The sequence below is a fragment of the Rhodococcus sp. Ni2 genome (assembly GCF_021352185.1).
GTDB classification, from domain to species: Bacteria; Actinomycetota; Actinomycetes; order Mycobacteriales; family Mycobacteriaceae; genus Rhodococcus_F; species Rhodococcus_F qingshengii.
Genome location: NZ_WOXZ01000002.1, coordinates 2,235,539 through 2,254,851, shown reverse-complemented (window position 1 = coordinate 2,254,851; position 19,313 = coordinate 2,235,539). Strand labels below are relative to the sequence as shown.

Sequence of the window (19,313 nt, the reverse complement as noted above, 5' to 3'; positions counted from 1 at the left end):
GCTGATCACCCTGACCCGGCCGTCTGCTCGACCAGGGAAAACAGCTGCGTCCAACTCGTCTGTGGATTACCGCATTTGTTGGGGACCAAGTACCGCGCCGCACCGAGCAGCTCCGCTACTTGTCGGACCTGTGTGCTGCGAAATCACTTGCCTGCTTTGACCTTCTGTACGGCTGCGGTGAACGCTTGATCCAGCGGTGCCGTCGAGGGCGTCGCAGAACCGAACGTCATCAGTGTTGTCGCCACCCGTACGTCGCCGACCTGCGCGATCAAGGTCAGCATCGTCTGATCACCGGCTGTGGCCTTGGGGGACACGACAGTGCGGCGAAGTGACATCGTCTTGTCGGCATCGATCGGCGACGGCGGAAGAATTTCCGTCGTCACTGCCGTAGTGACGCCGTTCGCAGTGACAGTCATGGACGGGCACTGCCGAGTTTGCGCTTCCAACTCGTCCAGTGGTGCATCGACCTTCGTGAGTTCGACCGAAATCGTTGCCCTCGTCGCGTTGTCGGTCCCGACCGCCATCACGGTCCCGTTCGGACCGTAATCCTGTTCCGGTGGCTCACATTCGGACGGATCGACGGTGGCACCGCGCGGGACGCCGACTAGATCCGGCGCTGCCATCGGAACGGCTTGCGGGGGCAGCACAACAGCGCCGAAGGGCTCGGGGAATTCCTCGGGAGTCAGCAGCAGTTCGGACAGCGGTGCCGCCGTTTTCGGAGAGGTGGATTTCGGCGTCGAGGATTTGGGTGCAGCCGTCGTACTCGGCGCCGCCGTGCCGCTGTCGGTCGCACCGGCAGTCGCCGGCGCGGAGTCCGGAACGGGTGCTCCTTGGACCGACCCGGAGCAGCCCGCGAGTAGTGCAACGGCGGCCACCGCAGCAAGTGAGCATGCGGCCACTCGCCTGGACGATCGTGGACACACCCGCATGTAAGCCTCCGCACTCGACCGATCCCGACAATCGACCAATCCATTTCGGACAAATCGGCCGTGCCGACCTTGTGTTCCACTCTGCCATGTCCGAAGCCGCGCACCCGACATCTAGCGAACGCCCAGGCCAAGTGTCGAAAGATACCGCTCAGCTTCGCTCTCGGCGAACGCCCGTCTCGTCGGATCGGGAATGATCGGTCACCGACTCGGTGTTCTTACCGATGAACGTCTGATCCAGTGCTGTCGGGCACCTGACTCCGATGCTGTCGCGCGTGCGCCGATAGTGGACACTTGAGATCAAGACCGAAGAGCGAAGGGGACTGCGATGGACGAACAGTCGAGGATGTACGAGCTGGAATTTCCGGCGCCCCAGTTGGCGGCTGCCGACGGCCAGGGACCGATCCTGATTCACGGACTCGAGGGTTACTCCGACGCCGGTCACGCCGTGAAATTGGCGACGACGCATCTGCGCGAAAGCCTCGAGACCGAGCTTGTCGCGTCGTTTGCTGTCGACGAGCTGATCGACTACCGCTCGCGTCGACCGACGATGACGTTCAAGGCCGATCATTTCTCCGATTACGACGCTCCGGCGCTCAATCTGTACGCACTGCGCGATACGGCCGGCACGCCGTTCCTGCTGCTTGCCGGGATGGAACCGGACCTCAAGTGGGAGCGGTTCACCACAGCTGTTCGACTGTTGTCCGAACAGTTGGGAGTGCGTCGAACCATCGGGCTCAACGCGATTCCGATGGCAATCCCGCACACCCGACCGCTCGGTGTGACAGCACATTCGACCAACAAGGACCTGATCCAGGACCATCAGCGTTGGTCAGGTGAACTGCAGGTTCCCGGCAGCGCATCATCACTGCTCGAGCTTCGTATGTCTCAGCACGGGCACGAGGCGATGGGCTTTTCGGTGCATGTCCCCCACTACCTCGCGCAAACGGACTACCCGGGCGCCGCAGAAACTTTGCTCGAAAACGTTTCCGAGGTTTCGGATCTGGAGTTGCCCTTGGTGGCACTGGGTGAGGCCGCGGCGCGCGTTCGGGAACAGGTTAACGAGCACATAGCCGGGAACGAAGAAGTTCAGACTGTAGTCCACGCTTTGGAGCGTCAATACGACACTTTTGTCGCCGCTCAGGAACAACAGTCGTCCCTTCTGGCCGGCGAGGCCGACCTTCCCAGCGGTGACGAGATCGGCGCAGAGTTCGAAAAGTTCCTGGCCGAACAGGCAGGAAATGACGACTTCGGCTCAGCTGGAGACCTCGATCGAGGCGACAACTGACGAAAATGTGACGGGCGGGGCGCATAATTCGACATTGTGCGCATTCCGCAACCCCTCCGTTACCTGGGCTGTTGTTCAGGACACATCCGTCGGATAGCCTCAAACTCTGTGTGATTTTCGTTGACGGCTCAACAACTGGAGCAGACAGTCAACGTGGTCACACGCCGAGCCAGGAGGCGACATGAGCAGACCACGGAACCGTCAGCTCCGACCGGTCCCCGACGAGGAACCGCGGATGATGTTCCGGACGATTCACGGCTACCGACGCGCATTTCGGATAGCCGGCGAGGGTCCGGCAGTACTGCTCCTGCACGGAATCGGCGACAACTCGTCGACGTGGACCGAGATCATTCCCCACCTCGCCAAGAAGTACACAGTCATCGCACCTGACCTGTTGGGTCACGGCCGTTCCGACAAGCCACGCGCGGATTACTCGGTAGCCGCGTACGCCAACGGCATGCGGGATCTTCTGTCGACGCTCGGCATCGAGCACGTCACCGTCATCGGGCACTCGCTCGGCGGCGGCGTAGCGATGCAGTTCTCCTACCAATTCCCACACATGGTGGATCGCCTCGTGCTGGTCTCGGCCGGTGGCGTCACCAAGGACGTCCATCCGCTGCTGCGCCTCATGTCCGTTCCGGTGGTCAACGAGGTGGTAAAGCTGCTCCGGATACCTGGTGCGATGCCGCTCGTCCGGATGGCCGGGAACCTTGCCGGCGTAGTTCACGGTTCAAATCTGCGTCCCGGCACCATGTTGCATGACACACCGGACCTGATTCGCGTGCTCGCTGATCTCCCCGACCCCACTGCCTACGAGGCCTACCTTCGTACGCTGCGGGCCGTCGTGGACTGGCGCGGACAGGTCGTCACGATGCTCGACCGCTGTTATCTGACCGAGAATCTGCCGGTTCAACTGATCTGGGGCGACGACGACTCCGTCATTCCCGTCTCCCACGCTCATCTCGCGCACGCGGCGATGCCGAACTCACGCCTCGAAGTCTTCCGCGGCTCGGGCCACTTCCCGTTCCGCGACGATCCGATGCGTTTCCTGCAGATCGTCGAAGATTTTCTTTCCAGCACCGCACCACTCGTCTTCGACGAGGCTCGCTGGCGCCACATGCTGATCTCCGGGGTCGGCGAGAACACCATCACCGGAACGTCGTCCACCCGCATGGCGGTGCTCGACGCCATGGGCTCGGACGAGCGAAGCGCAACCTGATCCACGGTTGCGGCTAGCCTGTACGAGTGCTGCTGACGGAACTTCTCCCCGACAACGCGGATCCTGATTCCGTTTTCGACGCCTTCTCTTCGTGGACCATCGAACGAGGTTTGACGCTCTACCCGGCCCAAGAAGAGGCCGTCATGGAGTTGGTCTCGGGTGCAAACGTGATCCTTGCGACGCCGACCGGGTCAGGCAAGTCGATGGTGGCGATCGGCGCGCATTTCTATGCGATGTCGCTCGGCAAGCGCACCTATTACACAGCGCCGATCAAGGCCTTGGTGAGCGAGAAGTTCTTTGCGCTGTGTGAAGTCTTCGGTGCCGAGAACGTCGGCATGATGACCGGCGACGCCGCCGTGAACTCGTCGGCGCCGATCATTTGTGCGACGGCCGAAATCGTCGCGAATCTTGCACTGCGCGAGGGCCCGAACTCCGATATCGGCCAGGTCGTGATGGACGAGTTCCACTTCTACTCCGAACCCGATCGAGGTTGGGCGTGGCAGGTTCCGCTCATCGAGTTGCCGCACGCCCAGTTCCTGTTGATGTCGGCAACTCTCGGTGAGGTCGACTTCTTCTCCGAAGATCTGACGCGGCGTACCGGGAAACCCACCACCGTCGTCTCCGGCACAGAACGCCCCGTGCCTTTGATGTTCTCGTACGCGACCACGCCGGTCGGCGAAACCATCGAAGATCTGGTGACCACCAACCAGTCCCCCGTCTACATCGTGCATTTCACGCAGGCCGCCGCGCTCGAACGCGCCCAGGCATTGACGAGCGTCAACTTCTGTTCCAAAGAAGAGAAGGAAGCGATCGCCGAGGCGCTGGGTGGTTTCCGCTTCACCACCGGGTTCGGAAAAACACTCTCCCGCCTGGTCCGGCACGGCATCGGCGTTCACCATGCGGGCATGCTGCCCAAGTACCGACGGCTCATCGAAGTTCTCGCACAGGACGGGCTTCTCAAGGTGATTTGCGGTACCGACACCCTCGGCGTCGGCATCAACGTCCCGATCCGCACGGTGCTGCTCACGGGTCTGGCCAAGTACGACGGCGTCCGTACGCGGCATCTGAAAGCCCGCGAGTTCCATCAGATCGCCGGTCGCGCGGGTCGTGCAGGCTACGACACGATGGGCACCGTCGTCGTCCAGGCACCGGAACACGAAGTAGAGAATCTGCGGGCAGTCGCCAAGGCCGGCGACGATCCGAAGAAGATCAAGAAGATTCAACGCAAGAAGGCTCCCGAGGGGTTTGTGTCCTGGAGCGAAGCGACGTTCGATCGCTTGGTCGCCGCATCGCCCGAACCGTTGGTGTCGCGATTCTCGGTCAGCAACTCGATGCTGCTCAATGTCATTGCCCGCCCGGGTAACTGCTTCGACGCGATGCGGCACCTGTTGGAGGACAACCACGAATCGCGTCCGGCGCAGCGCAAGCACATCCTCAAAGCGATCTCGCTGTATCGCGGATTGCTCAGCGCCGGCATCGTGGAACGCCTCGACGAACCCGACGAGTACGGCCGCATGGCTCGGTTGACGATGGACCTGCAACGCGACTTCGCCTTGAACCAGCCACTCTCACCGTTCGCCTTGGCGGCATTCGAACTTCTCGACGTCGAATCCGACAGTTACGCACTCGATGTCGTCTCGATCATCGAGTCGACGCTCGACGATCCGCGTCAGGTTCTGATGGCGCAGCAGCACTTCGCTCGTGGCGAAGCGGTTGCGCAGATGAAGGCCGACGGCATCGAGTACGAGGAGCGCATGGAACTCCTCGAAGAGGTTACGTGGCCGAAACCGTTGTCGGACTTGCTGTTCCCGGCTTTCGAAATGTACCGGGGTGGCCACCCGTGGATCACCGAGTTCGCCCTCTCCCCCAAGTCCGTGGTGCGCGACATGATCGAACGCGCCATGACGTTTGCCGAGTTGATCAGCCATTACGGACTCACCCGGTCCGAGGGCCTCGTCCTGCGCTACCTCGCCGACGCCTACCGCGCGCTGCGACAGACCGTCCCGACGGAAGCGCGCACCGAGGAACTCGAAGACATCATCGAGTGGTTGGGCGAGCTGATCCGTCAGGTCGACTCGAGCCTGCTCGACGAATGGGAGTCACTCACCGACCCCGGAGCCGAGGCAGATACGGAAGAGGTTGCGTTCGGCGCCGACATTCCCCGTCCCATCTCGGCGAACCCGCGCGCATTCCGCGTCATGGTGCGCAATGCGATGTTCCGACGCATCGACCTCGCGTCGCGTCGGCAGTGGAATGAGCTGGAAAACCTCGAGGACGGTATCGACGCCGCCGAGTGGGAGGAGCAACTACTCCCGTACTTCGAGGAGTACGCAACAATCGGAACCGGGCCATCGGCGCGCGGGCCGGCGCTCTTCCAGGTCACCGAAGAGGGTGAGTTCTGGCGGGTGCGGCAGGTGCTCGAGGATCCGGAGGGCGATCACGGATGGGCACTGCTTGCCGTCGTCGACATCCCGGAATCGGATGCCGCGGGTGAAATCGTGTTCGACGAGCTGAGCGTCGTAGAAGGCTAGCGCCTGTGCGCCTTTCTGGTAGTCGGCGCTACCAAAAAGGCGCACAGGGGGCGTCAGCCCCTACGAGCCTTCCGCGGCTGGTTGCGGCGAGCAGCGCGCTTTTCCTTGATGCGAACGTTCTCGGCCCGCACCTCGGCCTGAACAGCGCGTTCCTTTTCGAGCCATTCGGGCTTCTCTTCGAGGAGTGCGGCGATCTGATCCGTGGTGAGTGCTTCTTCGACGCCGCCGCGGGCCAGGCCGGCGATCGATACGCCCAGCTTGGCGGCGATGACCGGGCGAGGGTGCGGTCCGGTGCGTCGCAGCTCCAGCAGCCACTCCGGCGGATCGGTCTGCAGAGCGGTCAGCTCGTCACGAGTCACGTCGCCTTCCTGGAACTGCGCAGGTGTTGCTTCCAGGTACACACCCAGCTTCTTGGCAGCCGTCGTCGGCTTCATCGTCTGGGGAGTTTTGTTCGACGTCATGCAACAAGAGTAACCAGCCGATACGGGTGCTTTTACCAAGGCGGTAGCCTTGCCTGGTGACAGACGCGGATAGTCAGGCAATTTTTCGACTCGCGTACGCCCCGGGGGTGACGCCCACCAAGTGGGTCCGGGTGTGGCACGAGCGGCTCCCCGAGGTGCGTCTGGAACTTGTTCAGTTCCCGGTTCTCGAACTCGAAGCTGCACTTCGCGCCGGTGAAGCAGATGCAGGGTTGGTTCGACTGCCGATCGACCGGACCGGCATCAGCGCCATCTCGCTGTACGCGGAAACCCCGGTGGTGGTGGTACCGAAGGATCACGTGTTCACTACTGTCGATCAGATTTCCGTCGACGATCTGGCCGACGAGATAGTGCTCGATCCTCTCGACGACAGACTCGACTGGCCGACCCGTCCCGGAAAGACCGCCGCCGAGCGACCCGCGACCATCGCCGACGCCATCGAGTTGGTGGCCGCCGGCGTCGGAGTTGTCGTGGTTCCCCATTCGCTGGCGCGGTTCCACCATCGCAAGGACCTGACCTTCCGTCCGGTGGACGGTGCGCCCGAGGCACCTGTGGCTTTGGCATGGATGGAGTCCAAGACCACAGATCTGGTCGAGGAACTTATCGGCATCGTGCGGGGCCGAACGGCGCAGAGTTCCCGCGGCCGAAACGGTGAGCCGGCGGAGAAGATCAAGGGCTCCGTCAAGGCCAAGATCGCGGCCCGCGAGCGTCGCGCAGAAGCTGCCAAGAACGGGCAGAAAGCAAAGGGCGCCGGCACCGCGAAGAACATTTCCGGCCGCAACGCCGGTTCCGGTAAGGCCAAGGCGGGTGGCAAATCGGGTAGCGGCAAGTCAGGTGGGACCAAGAGTTCGGGTGGCCGGTTCTCCGGAAAGCAGAAGGGCCGCTAGGGCTTCAACTGGCAACTCGGAGGATCGCTGCCGGACAACGCTGAACTGATCAGGCGCGACAGACTCGGGCTGTGGTCTCGCGAATTGGCGCATCGTCGAACTCCGTCGAGCATGATGAGAGTATGACTCCCGCGAGTTCTTCAGCCCTCGACGAATTGGTAGCGGCACTCCCCGAGGGAGCGGTCCTGCTGGATCCGGATGTGACCGCGGGCTACCGCCAGGACTGGGCCGCCGACCCGACTGCCGGCCATCCCGCTGCCGTGGTTCGCGCAACGTGCACCGAAGACATCCAAACAGTGATGCGCTGGGCAACCGCCAACCGCGTACCGGTGGTTCCCAGAGGTGCCGGCTCGGGCCTTTCCGGTGGATCCAGCGCCGTCGACGGTTGCATAGTGGTCAGCACCGAGCGAATGCGACAGATCACGATCGACCCGGTCGCCCGTGTGGCGGTTACTCAGCCCGGCTTGATGAATGCGGAGGTCAAGAAAGCCGCCGCAGAGCACGGACTCTGGTACCCACCTGACCCGTCGTCCTTCGAGATCTGTTCCATCGGCGGCAATGCAGCCACCAACGCCGGCGGACTCTGCTGCGTCAAGTACGGAGTTACCACCGACTACGTTCTCGGACTCCGGGTCGTGCTGGCAGACGGGACAGCGGTCAGCCTCGGAGGTCCCCTTCTCAAGGACGTCGCCGGACTCTCACTCACCAAACTGTTCGTGGGCAGCGAGGGCACTCTCGGCATCATCACGGAAATCACGTTGCGTTTGATTCCCGCGCAGCCGCCCGCATCAACCGTCGTCGCGTCGTTCGACTCGGTACAAGAAGCTGCCGACGCGGTCTTGGCGATCACCAGCAACATGCGTCCGGCGATGCTCGAGTTCATGGATCACGCCAGTATCAATGCTGTCGAGGATTCGGTACGCATGGGTCTGAACCGCAAGGCTCACGCACTACTGCTCGCGCAGTCCGACGCACCCGGCGCGGCAGGCGTGCTGGAAATCGAGACGATTGTTCAGGCGTGCGAAAACAACGGAGCCACCGAAGTATTCGCCACCGATGACCAGGCCGAAGGTGACGCTTTTGCGGCGGCACGGCGAGCGGTGTTCCCGGCCGTGCTCGCGATGGGAAGTCTGCTTCTCGAAGACGTGGGCGTTCCCATGCGCGCACTCCCCCAGCTGGTAACCGGGGTCGAAGCCATCGCAGACGACCTCGACGTCCTGATCTGCACGGTGGCGCACGCCGGAGACGGAAACACCCACCCGCTCATCGTCTTCGACCCCGCAGACCCGGACATGTCCGAACGCGCACAGATCGCATTCGGACGGGTGATGGATCTCGCCATCGCGCTCGGCGGCACGATCACCGGCGAACACGGGGTCGGTCGACTCAAGCGCGACTGGCTGCCGTCACAGTTGGGTGAAGACGTCATGGCCCTCAATCGCAAGGTCAAGGATGCGCTCGACCCGCTGGGAATTCTCAATCCCGGAGCCGTCATTGCCGTGAAAGAAGGCTCTCTCGACTAGCTTTCACGTCGACGTCGAACGAGTCACGTCATCGAGGAACCGTCGGGCTGACCGAACGGACCAGCTCGGCCAGCTGACGGAATCCTTCTGCTCGGCCACTCGACGAGCGGAACACGACGCCGATCGTGCGACCTGGAGCCGGCGAAGCGAAATGCGCCGTCGACAAGTCCCCGCGTCGAACCTCCACGGCAACAGCCGATTCCGGGACCAAAGTCACCCCGAGTCCCCCGGCCACACATTGCACGACTGTCGCGAGAGAGGTAGCCCGCGTGTCGCCGGCAAGCGGATGGGCGTCTACCGAACGGCACAGATCCAACGTCTGGTCGCGCAGGCAGTGGCCGTCGTCGAGCAAGAGCAACGGCAGCGCGTCGAGCACGTCCGCCGTGAGATCGACACGTCCGGCCAAGGAATGATCGTTCGGCACGACCATCACAAAATCCTCTTCGTACACAGGAACTTCCACCAGGCCAGGTGTTCCGGCAGGAAGCGCCAACACCGCGACGTCGAGCGCTCCCGATCGCAGGGCATCAAGCAAGCGCGCCGTTTGATCCTCGACTATTTGCGGCGCCAACGACGGCAGCTTCTCGCGCAGCTCCGGCAACAACCCCGGAAGAATGTAGGGCGCAACGGTCGGGATCAACCCGATGCGTAGCGGTCCGGTCAGAGAGTCGCCGGAGCCGGCTGCGCTCGCGACGAAACCGTCGGCAGCCTCGAGAATCTGCTTGGCCTGACCGAGCAAGCGCTGTCCGTCCGCGGTCACGAGCACACGCCGGGTACTGCGTTCGATCAGTCTGACTCCCAGCCCCGCCTCGAGAGCTGCCAGCGCCTGCGACAGTGTGGGTTGGCTCACACCGGAACGCGCTGCGGCAGTACCGAAATGCCGATACTCGGCCACCGACACAAAGGCACGCAGCTGTGACAAGGAAGGTTGATAAGTCTGATCAGACATGCCTATCAGTGTAGTGCCACCCATCACCTTTACCTTTTGAACGGTTTGATGCAGAATGGACTCATACCAAAAAGCGCCGGTCACAACCTCGACACTCCAGTCGAAACCGTCCGACCCGCTGACGGTGACAAACCCTCTCGATCCAGCACGTTCGGCCGTCACAGTCCGAACAGCCGGATCGTGTGCGCAAGAAATTCCTGTTCACGAGACACGTAGGAGAATGAGACACATGGCTCTGCTCACAATCGGCGACCAGTTCCCCGCTTACAACCTCACGGCTGTCATCGGCGGCGACCTGTCCAAGGTCGATGCCCAGCAGCCCGATGACTACTTCACCACCGTCACCAGTGACGACTACGCAGGCAAGTGGCGCATCGTCTTCTTCTGGCCCAAGGACTTCACCTTCGTGTGCCCCACCGAGATTGCTGCATTCGGCAAGCTCAACGAAGAGTTCGCAGACCGTGATGCTCAGGTTCTCGGCGCTTCCGTCGACAACGAGTTCGTGCACTTCCAGTGGCGTGCACAGCACGAAGAGCTCAAGACCCTCCCCTTCCCGATGCTCTCGGACCTCAAGCGCGAGCTTGCCGAGGCCACCGGCGTCCTCAACGCCGACGGCGTTGCAGACCGCGCGACGTTCATCGTCGACCCCAACAACGAGATCCAGTTCGTCTCCGTCACAGCCGGTTCCGTCGGCCGTAACGTCGACGAGGTTCTCCGCGTCCTCGACGCTCTCCAGAGCGACGAGCTGTGCGCATGCAACTGGAAGAAGGGCGACCCGACCATCAACGCCGGCGAGCTCCTGACTGCGAGCGTCTGAGTATGAGCGTCGAGAACCTCAAGAACTCGCTTCCCGAGTACGCGAAGGACCTCAAGCTCAACCTGAGTTCCATTGCGCGCACGACGGTCCTGAACGAGCAGCAGTTGTGGGGAACGCTCCTCGCAACGGCCGCAGCCACCAAGTCTGCGTCCACGCTCAAGGAGATTGCTTCCGAGGCTGCCGACAACCTGTCGGCAGAGGCATACAACGCCGCTCTCGGCGCAGCGTCGATCATGGGCATGAACAACGTCTTCTACCGCACCAAGGGCTACCTCGACGGTAAGTACGACGACCTTCGTGCCGGCCTGCGGATGAACATCATCGGCAACCCGGGCGTCGACAAGGCCGACTTCGAATTGTGGTCGCTTGCAGTGTCCGCGATCAACGGCTGCAACCACTGCCTCGAAGCTCACGAGAACACCCTCCGCCAGGAAGGTGTCGACCGCGAGGTCATCTTCGAAGCGATCCGCGCCGGTTCCATCGTCGCGGGCGTCGCACAGGCTGTCGAAGCCAACGAGATCCTCTCCGCCGCACAGGTCTGATCACTCGGACCTGAGTGCAGTTCGACGAGCCCTCCCCACCGTGAAGGTGGGGAGGGCTTTTCGCGCGCTAGGGTGGACCGATGGGTATCGAGGTGAGTGTGGTCCGGGTCTTCACGGACGAGAACGGCAAGCACGGGAATCCGCTGGGAATCGTCGACGCGTCCACGGTTGCAGAATCGGATCGACAAGCCGTCGCGAAGGAACTCGACTACAGCGAGACCATCTTCATCGACGTTCCGGATGACGGCGCCTCGCGTGCGCGGGTCCAGATCTTCACTCCGGCAGCAGAACTCCCCTTCGCCGGACACCCGACCGTCGGTGCCACGTGGTGGCTGGGCGAACAGGGCCGTCGCGTGAGCGCCCTCGACGTTCCTGCCGGCAGTGTCGACGTCCGCCAATCCGGCGCTTTGACGTGGGTACGCGCGCGTGCCGAATGGGCACCGGAATTCGCGATCTATCCGATGGACACGGTGGACGACGTCATCGACGCCGATCCGTCCGACTACGAGGCGGATCATTCGTATCTGTGGGCATGGCAGGACAAGCTCGAAGCTGCCATCCGCGCACGCATGTTCGCACCGGTGATGGGAATCGCCGAGGACGAGGCGACCGGATCTGCAGCGCTGCGCATCACGGACCGATTGAGGAAATCACTGCTCATCACCCAGGGACGCGGATCGGTGCTTCACACCACCTTCTCTCCGGAAGGTTGGCTCGAAGTCGGCGGCCGCGTCGTCGCCGAGCCGTCACGAACCTTGTGAGTACCCGGCGGGATTGCGTCCGGCCTCGAGGTCACGTGCACTCAGTGACACCGAGATCTCGTCACCGAGCGCAACTCCCGGCGCGAGGGGCAACTGATCTCCACTCCAGAACTTGCCCGGGTCGAACCAGTTGACACGACGATTACCGACGAGCAGACCCATCGCTTCATAGGTCTTGGCAACCACTTCGGCGCAGTAGGCGCTCTCGACGCCCACTGCCGATACGTCGGACTTCTTGCGCAGCTTCGGGATTCGGCCTCCGAACCAGCGCGAAGCAAGCTTGGCCGTCGACGGGAAAGGCGTACCGTCCAGCCGCGCGATCGTCTCGAGCAGAGCGTCTTCCTGCTCCCGGGTGACTTCGTGGTCGAGCTGGCGCAACCATCCACGCTGCCCGTACTTGGCGCCCCAGACCTGAACGGCCGATCGCAGATCGTGCAGTTGGACACCACGCTGGAAGCGTCCGGTCCACATGTCCTGCAGCGAGTGACCGAGTTCCGCATGCCACATCAGCGGCGGGAGGTCGTCGATCACGACCGACATTCCGACGTGGTTGACGGGGCTGTTGGTCAGTGTCTGAATGGCCCGGTCCGCCGTCGACTCTCCGCGGAAGATCCAGATGTCGCCCGTGCGGGTCGCCGCAGCGGCCTCGTCGAGACTCACCTGCGAAAGCAATCGTCGGTCCATGCCTCTAGCGTAGAGGGATGAAACTCCGTACTCCTCTGCGCGCCTCGCACGTCTGGAAACTGGTCGGCCTCGCCGGTGCAATGGGCGTTGCCGCCACCGGGGTTCTCGTTGCGCGCGACGAACGCCAGCGTCGGGCCTACTCTCCGGACGAAATTCGCTCGGTACTGCACGAGCGGTACACCCAGGCCTACGCCAAGCAGTCGGAACAAGAGGTTCTGGAACTCGAACCTGCACCCAACGCTGTGCGGCGCCGAATCGAGAAACTCTTTCGGCGCCGCAGCTGACTTCAGCCGAGGGCTGCGAGGATCCCTGCTGCCATCTCCGCGACCTGATCATCGGTCATGACGAACGTCGGCGAAATCTGCATCGCACCCTGACCCGCGGCGCGACCCGAAATACCGTGCTCACGAAGCGTCTTCACAAACGGCAACGCCTCCGCCGGATCAACCAACTGCACCGCAGCAACCGCACCGAGCCCACTACGAACCTCCGCCACCCGCGGATGCTCCGCCAACGGCTGCAGATGCGTATGCAACGACGCCTCCAAACGCTTCGACTCCGCGAGCAGATTCTCACGCTCGAGAATGTCCAGGTTCGCCATCGCCGCCGCAGCAGCACCGGCATGCCCGCCGTAGGTGTACCCATGGCGCCACCACGAACCCGCATAGAACGGCTCCGCCACCCGCGGCGCGATGAACACCGCACCCATCGGAACGTAACCCGACGTCAAACCCTTTGCCGTGGTCATCATGTCGGGCTGCAAATCGAAACGGGTGGACGCGAACCACTCACCACCGATCCGGCCGAAACCGGTCACGACCTCGTCGACGACAAACAGAATGTCGTGCTCACGGCAGATGTCACGCACCTCCGCCAGATACCCCTCCGGCGGCAGATACACCCCACCCGCACCGATGATCGGCTCCGCGAAGAACGCAGCGATCTTGTTCGCACCGATCTTCTCGATCAACTCGAGCAGACTCTTCGCATCATCCCAGCCGACGGTCGCCGCATCCGCCATCAGCTCGCCGTACCCCTCACGGTTCACCGGAATACCCGCCAGAGCCGTTCCGGCAACGTGCATTCCGTGATACGCCTTCTGGCGTCCGACGATGATCGTCTTCTCCGGCTGCCCCACCTCGTGCCAGTACCGGCGAGCCAGCTTCGCCGCAGTGTCCACCGAATCCGAACCACCCGAGGTGAAGAAGATCTTGCTCCCGGCAACCGGCGCGATGGCCGCCAACCGCTCGGCCAACACCTGCGTGGTTTCGGGAACGAAATCACCGAAGTTGGAGAAATGAGCGATCTTCGACAACTGAGCCGCTACCGCGTCCGCGATCTCGGTGCGCCCGTGCCCGACATTGGTGAACCACAGGCCCGCCGTCGCATCCAGATACCGAGTGCCCTCGCGGTCCCAGATGTACGCGCCCTCACCGCGTGAGACGACAAACGCGCCGTTCTTCTCCACAGCGCCCATGTCCGCGAACCCGTGCCACAATGCCGAAGCCATCATTGTCCCCTTCGAATACAAACGATGCTGGTGTGCAAACGATGTGCTGCGACTATATCGACACCAGGAATCCGCGCACGACGGCGCTCGCCCGGCACCGGCTTTCACGGGCGCACCCGTAATCTGTCGACCATGACTTTTGCCGACAATCTTGCAGCACTGCCCGCCATCGATCATCTGGCCGCCATCGAGGTACTCGACGCCGACGGAAACGTCATCGACACCGTGGAGAACAAGCCCGGAAAGTCCGGCTCGGTCAAGGTGTACAACCATCTCGCTCAGGTCTACGGCGCGCTGACACCCGAAGCCGCCTCGGCAGGATTGACGATCTTCGCCGAGCACACCGAGGACGCCCGGGCGAACCCCGGTAAGCACCCGAACGTGGACCGCCTCGAGCAGGTGCTCGCCTCCGGCAATCCCCTAGGACTTCGCAGCGTTCCGTCCGCGTAACCCGGCTCCCAGCCGTCCGACGGCATTGACCGCCAACGCCATCAGGGCCATCGCGATGCCCAGTACGACGAATCCGATGAACAGGGCCAGATAGCCCTGGTGGCGAGGATCCATGAACGGATACGGATACCAGTCGACGATCGGCCCTCGAATCAACGTGTACACCGCGTAGATCACCGGAAACAGCAGCCACTGCAGTGAGCGGGCTTCGGAGATCCTGTGCCTCGAAGCGAAGAACACCCAGTCGAGAAGCATGACCAGGGGAAGAATCCGATGCAGTGCCGAGTTGATCCAGGCATCGTTCAAATTGACGTCGATATCGGCCAGGAGCACGGCGTAGATGATCCCGGTGATCACCATGTACAGCGTCACCGCCCCTCGGATCGACTGCCACGCCTGCGATTGTGGATCTCGAATTGCACCGACCAGCAACACGATCACCGCAAGAATGTTGCTCTCGATGGTGAAGTAGCTCAGATAGTTCGACAGAGACAGCTCAGCCGCGTCACGGATCGGGATCCACAGCAAAGCGGCAAGTCCGAACACAGCAAACAACAGTCTCAGGGCTCGCACGGCGATCGGCGTCGACAAGACAGGCACCGATGACTCATTTGCGGTATTTGTCGTCACTGGTCGATATTTGCACATCAGCACGATCTGCGAGCGGTAGTTGTGAACGCGTTCGATAGGCTGTCATCAGCATGTCTACATCACCACCGGCCCCGCTCTCCCCCAAGCGGAGTGACCTGAAGAGCGCGCTGGCGCAGGTCTCACTCCGCGACGAGAGTCGACTCCGTCGCAAACTCGACCGTGCCCGCACACCAGACGCTTTGGTGGCGCTGGCCGAGGAAATCGAAACGGCGCGCACACGGTTGGCCGCACGCTCCGCCAATGTTCCCGCAGTCTCGTATCCGGAAGCTCTGCCCGTCAGTCAGCGCAAGGACGACATCGCGACCGCGATCTCGGAGAATCAGGTTGTCATCGTCGCCGGCGAGACCGGCTCGGGTAAGACAACCCAGATCCCGAAGATCTGTCTCGAACTCGGACGTGGCGTCCGCGGTTTGATCGGACACACACAGCCGCGCCGGTTGGCAGCACGCACCGTTGCCGAACGTATCGCCGAAGAACTCGACACCGAACTCGGCGACGCCGTCGGATACACCGTGCGGTTCACCGACCAGGTCTCGGACCGCACCTACGTCAAGCTCATGACCGACGGCATTCTCCTCGCCGAAATTCAGCGCGACCGTATGCTCCGACGCTACGACACGCTGATCATCGACGAAGCGCACGAACGCAGTCTCAACATCGACTTCATCCTCGGTTACCTGGCTCAGCTGCTCCCCCGCCGACCCGATCTCAAGGTCATCATCACGTCGGCGACCATCGATCCCGAGCGCTTCGCCAAGCACTTCGCTGTCGACGGTAAGCCCGCGCCGATCGTCGAGGTATCCGGGCGAACATTCCCTGTCGAAATGCGTTACCGGCCACTGACCGTCGAATCCGGCGACATCACCTTCGACCGCGATCCCGTCGACGCGGTCTGCGAGGCGGTCGACGAGCTGAGCGCGGAGGGCGAAGGCGACATCTTGGTCTTCCTCTCCGGCGAACGCGAAATTCGCGACACCGCAGATGCTTTACGCGATCGGCGTCTTCGCAACACCGAAATCGTCCCGCTGTACGCGCGGCTGTCTGCCGCCGAGCAACACAAAGTGTTCTCGCCGCACACCGGCCGACGCGTCGTCCTTGCCACCAACGTGGCCGAGACCTCGCTGACCGTTCCCGGCATTCGGTACGTCGTCGATCCGGGCACAGCGCGCATTTCGCGATATTCGGTGCGCACCAAGGTTCAGCGGTTGCCGATCGAGCCCATTTCGCAGGCGTCAGCTCGTCAGCGTTCCGGGCGTTGCGGCCGCGTCGCCGAAGGAATCTGCATCCGCCTGTATTCCGAGGAGGACTTCGAGTCACGGCCGGCATTCACCGAACCGGAGATCCTGCGAACCAACCTCGCATCCGTGATCTTGCAGATGACGGCCCTCGGCCTGGGCGACATCGCGGCATTCCCCTTCGTCGAACCGCCGGACCAGCGCGCCGTGAAGGACGGAATCGGACTCCTCGAAGAACTCGGCGCCATCGCGCGAGGTTCCGAGGCCAGCCACCCCGAACTGACGCCGGTCGGCCGCGAGCTGGCCCAGATTCCGGTGGATCCGCGGATGGCACGGATGCTGGTGGAAGCCAAGAACAACGGTTGCCTTCACGAAACCCTTGTCATCGTCGCGGCGTTGTCCATCCAGGACGTTCGCGAGCGGCCCGCCGAGTTCCAGCAAGCCGCCGACGAAAAGCACGCCCGCTTCAACGTCGAGAACTCCGACTTCCTGGCCTACCTGAAACTGTGGGACTACTTACGCGAACAACGTAACGATCTGTCCTCCAACCAGTTTCGCAAGATGTGCCGGAACGAGTTCCTGCACTGGCTCCGCATCCGCGAATGGCAGGACTTGCACGGGCAACTCCGGCAGATCACCCGCGGTCTTGGCTGGACAGTGGGAGAGACACCGGCAAGCGAGAACGCGATCCATCAGTCGCTCCTTGCCGGGTTGCTCTCGCATATCGGGCTACGCGAGGGCGAGAAGCGGGACTACCTCGGCGCCAGGGGCAGCCACTTCGCGATCTTCCCCGGATCGGGACTGTTCAAGAAGCCACCACGCTGGGTCATGGCCGCCGAACTCGTGGAAACGTCGAGGCTGTGGGCGCGCATGTCCGCGCGTATCGAACCCGAGTGGGCTGAAAAGCTCGCCCCGCACCTGGTGAAACGGACCTATTCCGAACCGCACTGGTCCTCCAAGCGCGGCTCGGCGATGGCATACGAGCGGGTCACTCTCTACGGAGTTCCTCTGGTAACCGGCCGCGCAGTGACGTACTCACGAATCGATCCCGAGGCCTCTCGCGATCTCTTCATCCGCCATGCGCTCGTGCAGGGCGAATGGCAGACGAACCACAAGTTCTTCCACGAAAACCGTGCACTCCTCGACAACGTCGAAGAACTCGAGAACCGCGCGCGCCGACGCGACATCCTCGTCGACGACGAAACTCTCTACGAGTTCTACGACGAACGTATCGGCCAGGAAGCCGTATCCGCCAAGCATTTCGACCAGTGGTGGAAGACCGAGCGGCGCAAGAATCCGAGTCTGCTGACTTTCACACCGGAAACGGTGGTCAACTCCGACGCAGCTGCAGTACTGGGCGGCGAGTACCCGGACGCCTGGCGCCAAGGCGACATGCAGTTTCCACTCACTTACCAATTCGAGCCGGGAAAGGACGACGACGGCGTCAGCGCGCACATCCCGGTCGGCCTGCTCGCGCAACTTCAGCCGGTCGGCTTCGACTGGTTGGTCCCCGGTATGCGCGTCGATCTCGTTACCGCTCTGATCAAGACGTTGCCCAAGAACATTCGACGCGCTGTCGTTCCGGCTCCGGATTATGCCGCCGCAGCATTGGCAGCAGTCAAACCTCGATCCGAGCCGTTGATGACCGCGATGGCCCGCGAACTCTCGCACTTGGGCGGGATCCAGATCGACGCCAAGGACTTCGATCCCGCCGCGCTGCCCGACCATCTTCGGATGACATTTGTCGTCGAGGACGAATCGGGCAAGGTGCTCGCGAAGGGTAAGGATCTGGCGCAGCTACGACGCACGCTCGCCCCGCGCGTGCAGAAGGAAGTGGCCAAGGCGGCAACCGGAACCGAACGGGCAGCGGCAACCGTCTGGACATCCGAAACGCTGGGCGCATTGGAACAGACCATCACTCGCTCCATCGGCGGACAGCAGGTGACCGGCTACCCAGCTCTGGTGCCGGAGAACGGCGGAGTTGCCGTTCGTGTCCTGAGTACGCCGGCCGCGCAGGCGCAGGCGATGAGGGAAGGTACGCGGGCGCTTCTCCTCGCGGCCGTTCCCACCCAACTCAAGGCAGTGACCGCCGGCTTGTCGAACACTCAGCGTCTGGCTCTCGGCCAGAATCCGGACGGCGGCTTGGAGGCCCTCGTCGAAGATTGCCGGGTGGCAGCTGCCAACGAAGTGATTGCGGCTCACGGTGGACCGGTACGCACGCCTGAAGCGTTCGATGCCCTGGTGAAGATCGCACGCTCCGAACTGGCCGGACGCGTTTCCGCGATCCTGCGCATGATTGTTCCGATCCTCGAACAAGCACACCAACTGAGCGTCGTGCTGGACCGCTCGCGCAGCGAGGCAGCCGACGACGTCCGAGAACAGCTGACCTCACTGCTGTTTCCGGGATTTGTCGCCGAACTGGGATCGGCCCGCCTACGCGATTTACCGAGGTATCTTGCCGCAGCAAAATTCCGTCTCGAAGCTCTGCCCGCAAGTGCACAACGAGATCAGCAGGCTATGGATGTCCTCGACCGGGTGTACGCAGCGTACGACCGGTTGTTGAGTTCGCTTCCCGAAGAGCGTCGCACTGCTCGAGATGTCGACGCGATCAGTTGGATGATCGAGGAACTGCGCGTGAGCCTGTTTGCGCAGTCCCTCGGTACACCCACACCGATTTCCGAAAAGCGAGTCCTGAAAGCTATCGAAGCGATCAAGCGTTGATGTTCGGCGAGAATTGCGCGATCAGTAGATTGTCTGAATGTTGACGTTGGTGAGGAAACCGCCAAAGGTGGCAACAGTGTTGGCGAACCCGAGGGTTACCAGGCTGTTCACGACTCCGAGAACTGCAACTAAGTTCATAA

At 62.5% G+C, this 19,313-nt stretch carries 17 protein-coding genes; 11 read left to right on the top strand and 6 right to left on the bottom strand.

The annotated features are described in order from the left end of the window. Window positions 1-143 precede the first annotated feature (143 nt). Entirely contained in the window at window positions 144-899 is a 756-nt protein-coding gene (locus tag GN300_RS24090) for a sensor domain-containing protein (RefSeq protein WP_007732815.1), read from the bottom strand. 355 nt (window positions 900-1,254) lie between these two features. Here GN300_RS24090 and GN300_RS24085 point away from each other — a divergent pair, with 355 nt between their 5' ends. The 3 genes from GN300_RS24085 to GN300_RS24075 all read left to right on the top strand — a co-directional run bounded on the left by GN300_RS24085 (window position 1,255) and on the right by GN300_RS24075 (window position 5,964). Beyond that, window positions 1,255-2,214, top strand: a complete 960-nt coding sequence (locus tag GN300_RS24085; protein WP_003942198.1) for a proteasome assembly chaperone family protein — start codon at window positions 1,255-1,257, stop codon at window positions 2,212-2,214. Between the two features lie 181 nt (window positions 2,215-2,395). Beyond that, a complete protein-coding gene (locus tag GN300_RS24080) occupies window positions 2,396-3,433 on the top strand; it encodes an alpha/beta fold hydrolase (protein ID WP_007732813.1) in 1,038 nt (345 codons plus the stop codon). 26 nt (window positions 3,434-3,459) lie between these two features. Further along, window positions 3,460-5,964, top strand: coding sequence for an RNA helicase (locus GN300_RS24075; protein WP_003942173.1), 2,505 nt, complete (start codon window positions 3,460-3,462; stop codon window positions 5,962-5,964). A 53-nt stretch (window positions 5,965-6,017) separates the two neighbouring features. Here the strand turns inward: GN300_RS24075 and GN300_RS24070 are convergent, their stop codons facing one another. Then, the gene (locus tag GN300_RS24070) at window positions 6,018-6,425 is read right to left on the bottom strand and encodes a DUF5997 family protein (protein WP_007732807.1); all 408 of its coding nucleotides are present in this window, start codon (window positions 6,423-6,425) and stop codon (window positions 6,018-6,020) included. A 56-nt stretch (window positions 6,426-6,481) separates the two neighbouring features. Here GN300_RS24070 and GN300_RS24065 point away from each other — a divergent pair, with 56 nt between their 5' ends. Together GN300_RS24065 and GN300_RS24060 are read left to right on the top strand one after the other, a co-directional pair. After that, window positions 6,482-7,330: a LysR substrate-binding domain-containing protein gene (locus GN300_RS24065; RefSeq protein ID WP_003942255.1), complete on the top strand. Its 849-nt coding sequence runs from the start codon at window positions 6,482-6,484 to the stop codon at window positions 7,328-7,330. Between the two features lie 122 nt (window positions 7,331-7,452). Then, entirely contained in the window at window positions 7,453-8,853 is a 1,401-nt protein-coding gene (locus GN300_RS24060) for an FAD-binding oxidoreductase (RefSeq protein ID WP_063316510.1), read from the top strand. Between the two features lie 28 nt (window positions 8,854-8,881). On the opposite strand, the gene GN300_RS24055 is transcribed toward GN300_RS24060, so the two are convergent. Continuing rightward, on the bottom strand, window positions 8,882-9,802 hold the full coding sequence (locus GN300_RS24055) for a hydrogen peroxide-inducible genes activator (RefSeq protein ID WP_047269357.1): 921 nt from the start codon (window positions 9,800-9,802) through the stop codon (window positions 8,882-8,884). A 229-nt stretch (window positions 9,803-10,031) separates the two neighbouring features. Here GN300_RS24055 and GN300_RS24050 point away from each other — a divergent pair, with 229 nt between their 5' ends. From GN300_RS24050 to GN300_RS24040, 3 genes are all read left to right on the top strand, one after another. Further along, window positions 10,032-10,619 (top strand): peroxiredoxin, encoded by a 588-nt coding sequence (locus tag GN300_RS24050; RefSeq protein WP_003942119.1) that lies wholly within the window; start codon window positions 10,032-10,034, stop codon window positions 10,617-10,619. A gap of 2 nt (window positions 10,620-10,621) precedes the next feature. After that, window positions 10,622-11,161, top strand: coding sequence for a carboxymuconolactone decarboxylase family protein (locus GN300_RS24045; protein WP_003942122.1), 540 nt, complete (start codon window positions 10,622-10,624; stop codon window positions 11,159-11,161). Window positions 11,162-11,241: 80 nt separating this feature from the next. Further along, window positions 11,242-11,922 (top strand): PhzF family phenazine biosynthesis protein, encoded by a 681-nt coding sequence (locus GN300_RS24040; protein WP_003942237.1) that lies wholly within the window; start codon window positions 11,242-11,244, stop codon window positions 11,920-11,922. Here the strand turns inward: GN300_RS24040 and GN300_RS24035 are convergent. Continuing rightward, complete coding sequence (locus tag GN300_RS24035) at window positions 11,908-12,606, bottom strand: hypothetical protein (protein WP_063316511.1); 699 nt, start codon at window positions 12,604-12,606, stop codon at window positions 11,908-11,910. The two genes, GN300_RS24040 and GN300_RS24035, sit on opposite strands and share 15 nt — an antisense overlap. A gap of 17 nt (window positions 12,607-12,623) precedes the next feature. Between GN300_RS24035 and GN300_RS24030 the strand changes: the two genes are divergently transcribed. Continuing rightward, window positions 12,624-12,890, top strand: coding sequence for a hypothetical protein (locus GN300_RS24030; protein WP_063316512.1), 267 nt, complete (start codon window positions 12,624-12,626; stop codon window positions 12,888-12,890). 2 nt (window positions 12,891-12,892) lie between these two features. On the opposite strand, the gene GN300_RS24025 is transcribed toward GN300_RS24030, so the two are convergent. After that, window positions 12,893-14,116, bottom strand: coding sequence for an aspartate aminotransferase family protein (locus GN300_RS24025; RefSeq protein ID WP_197487741.1), 1,224 nt, complete (start codon window positions 14,114-14,116; stop codon window positions 12,893-12,895). A gap of 132 nt (window positions 14,117-14,248) precedes the next feature. On the opposite strand from GN300_RS24025, the gene GN300_RS24020 reads away from it, so the two are divergent. Continuing rightward, window positions 14,249-14,566, top strand: coding sequence for a DUF2322 family protein (locus tag GN300_RS24020; protein WP_003942194.1), 318 nt, complete (start codon window positions 14,249-14,251; stop codon window positions 14,564-14,566). Here GN300_RS24020 and GN300_RS24015 read toward each other — a convergent pair. Further along, window positions 14,537-15,166 carry a Pr6Pr family membrane protein gene (locus GN300_RS24015; protein WP_003942129.1) on the bottom strand — a complete coding sequence of 210 codons (630 nt, stop codon included), beginning with the start codon at window positions 15,164-15,166 and terminating at the stop codon, window positions 14,537-14,539. The genes GN300_RS24020 and GN300_RS24015 overlap by 30 nt on opposite strands. A 101-nt stretch (window positions 15,167-15,267) precedes the next feature. Between GN300_RS24015 and hrpA the strand changes: the two genes are divergently transcribed. Then, on the top strand, window positions 15,268-19,173 hold the full coding sequence (gene hrpA, locus GN300_RS24010; protein WP_063316513.1) for an ATP-dependent RNA helicase HrpA: 3,906 nt from the start codon (window positions 15,268-15,270) through the stop codon (window positions 19,171-19,173). Window positions 19,174-19,313: the final 140 nt, after the last annotated feature.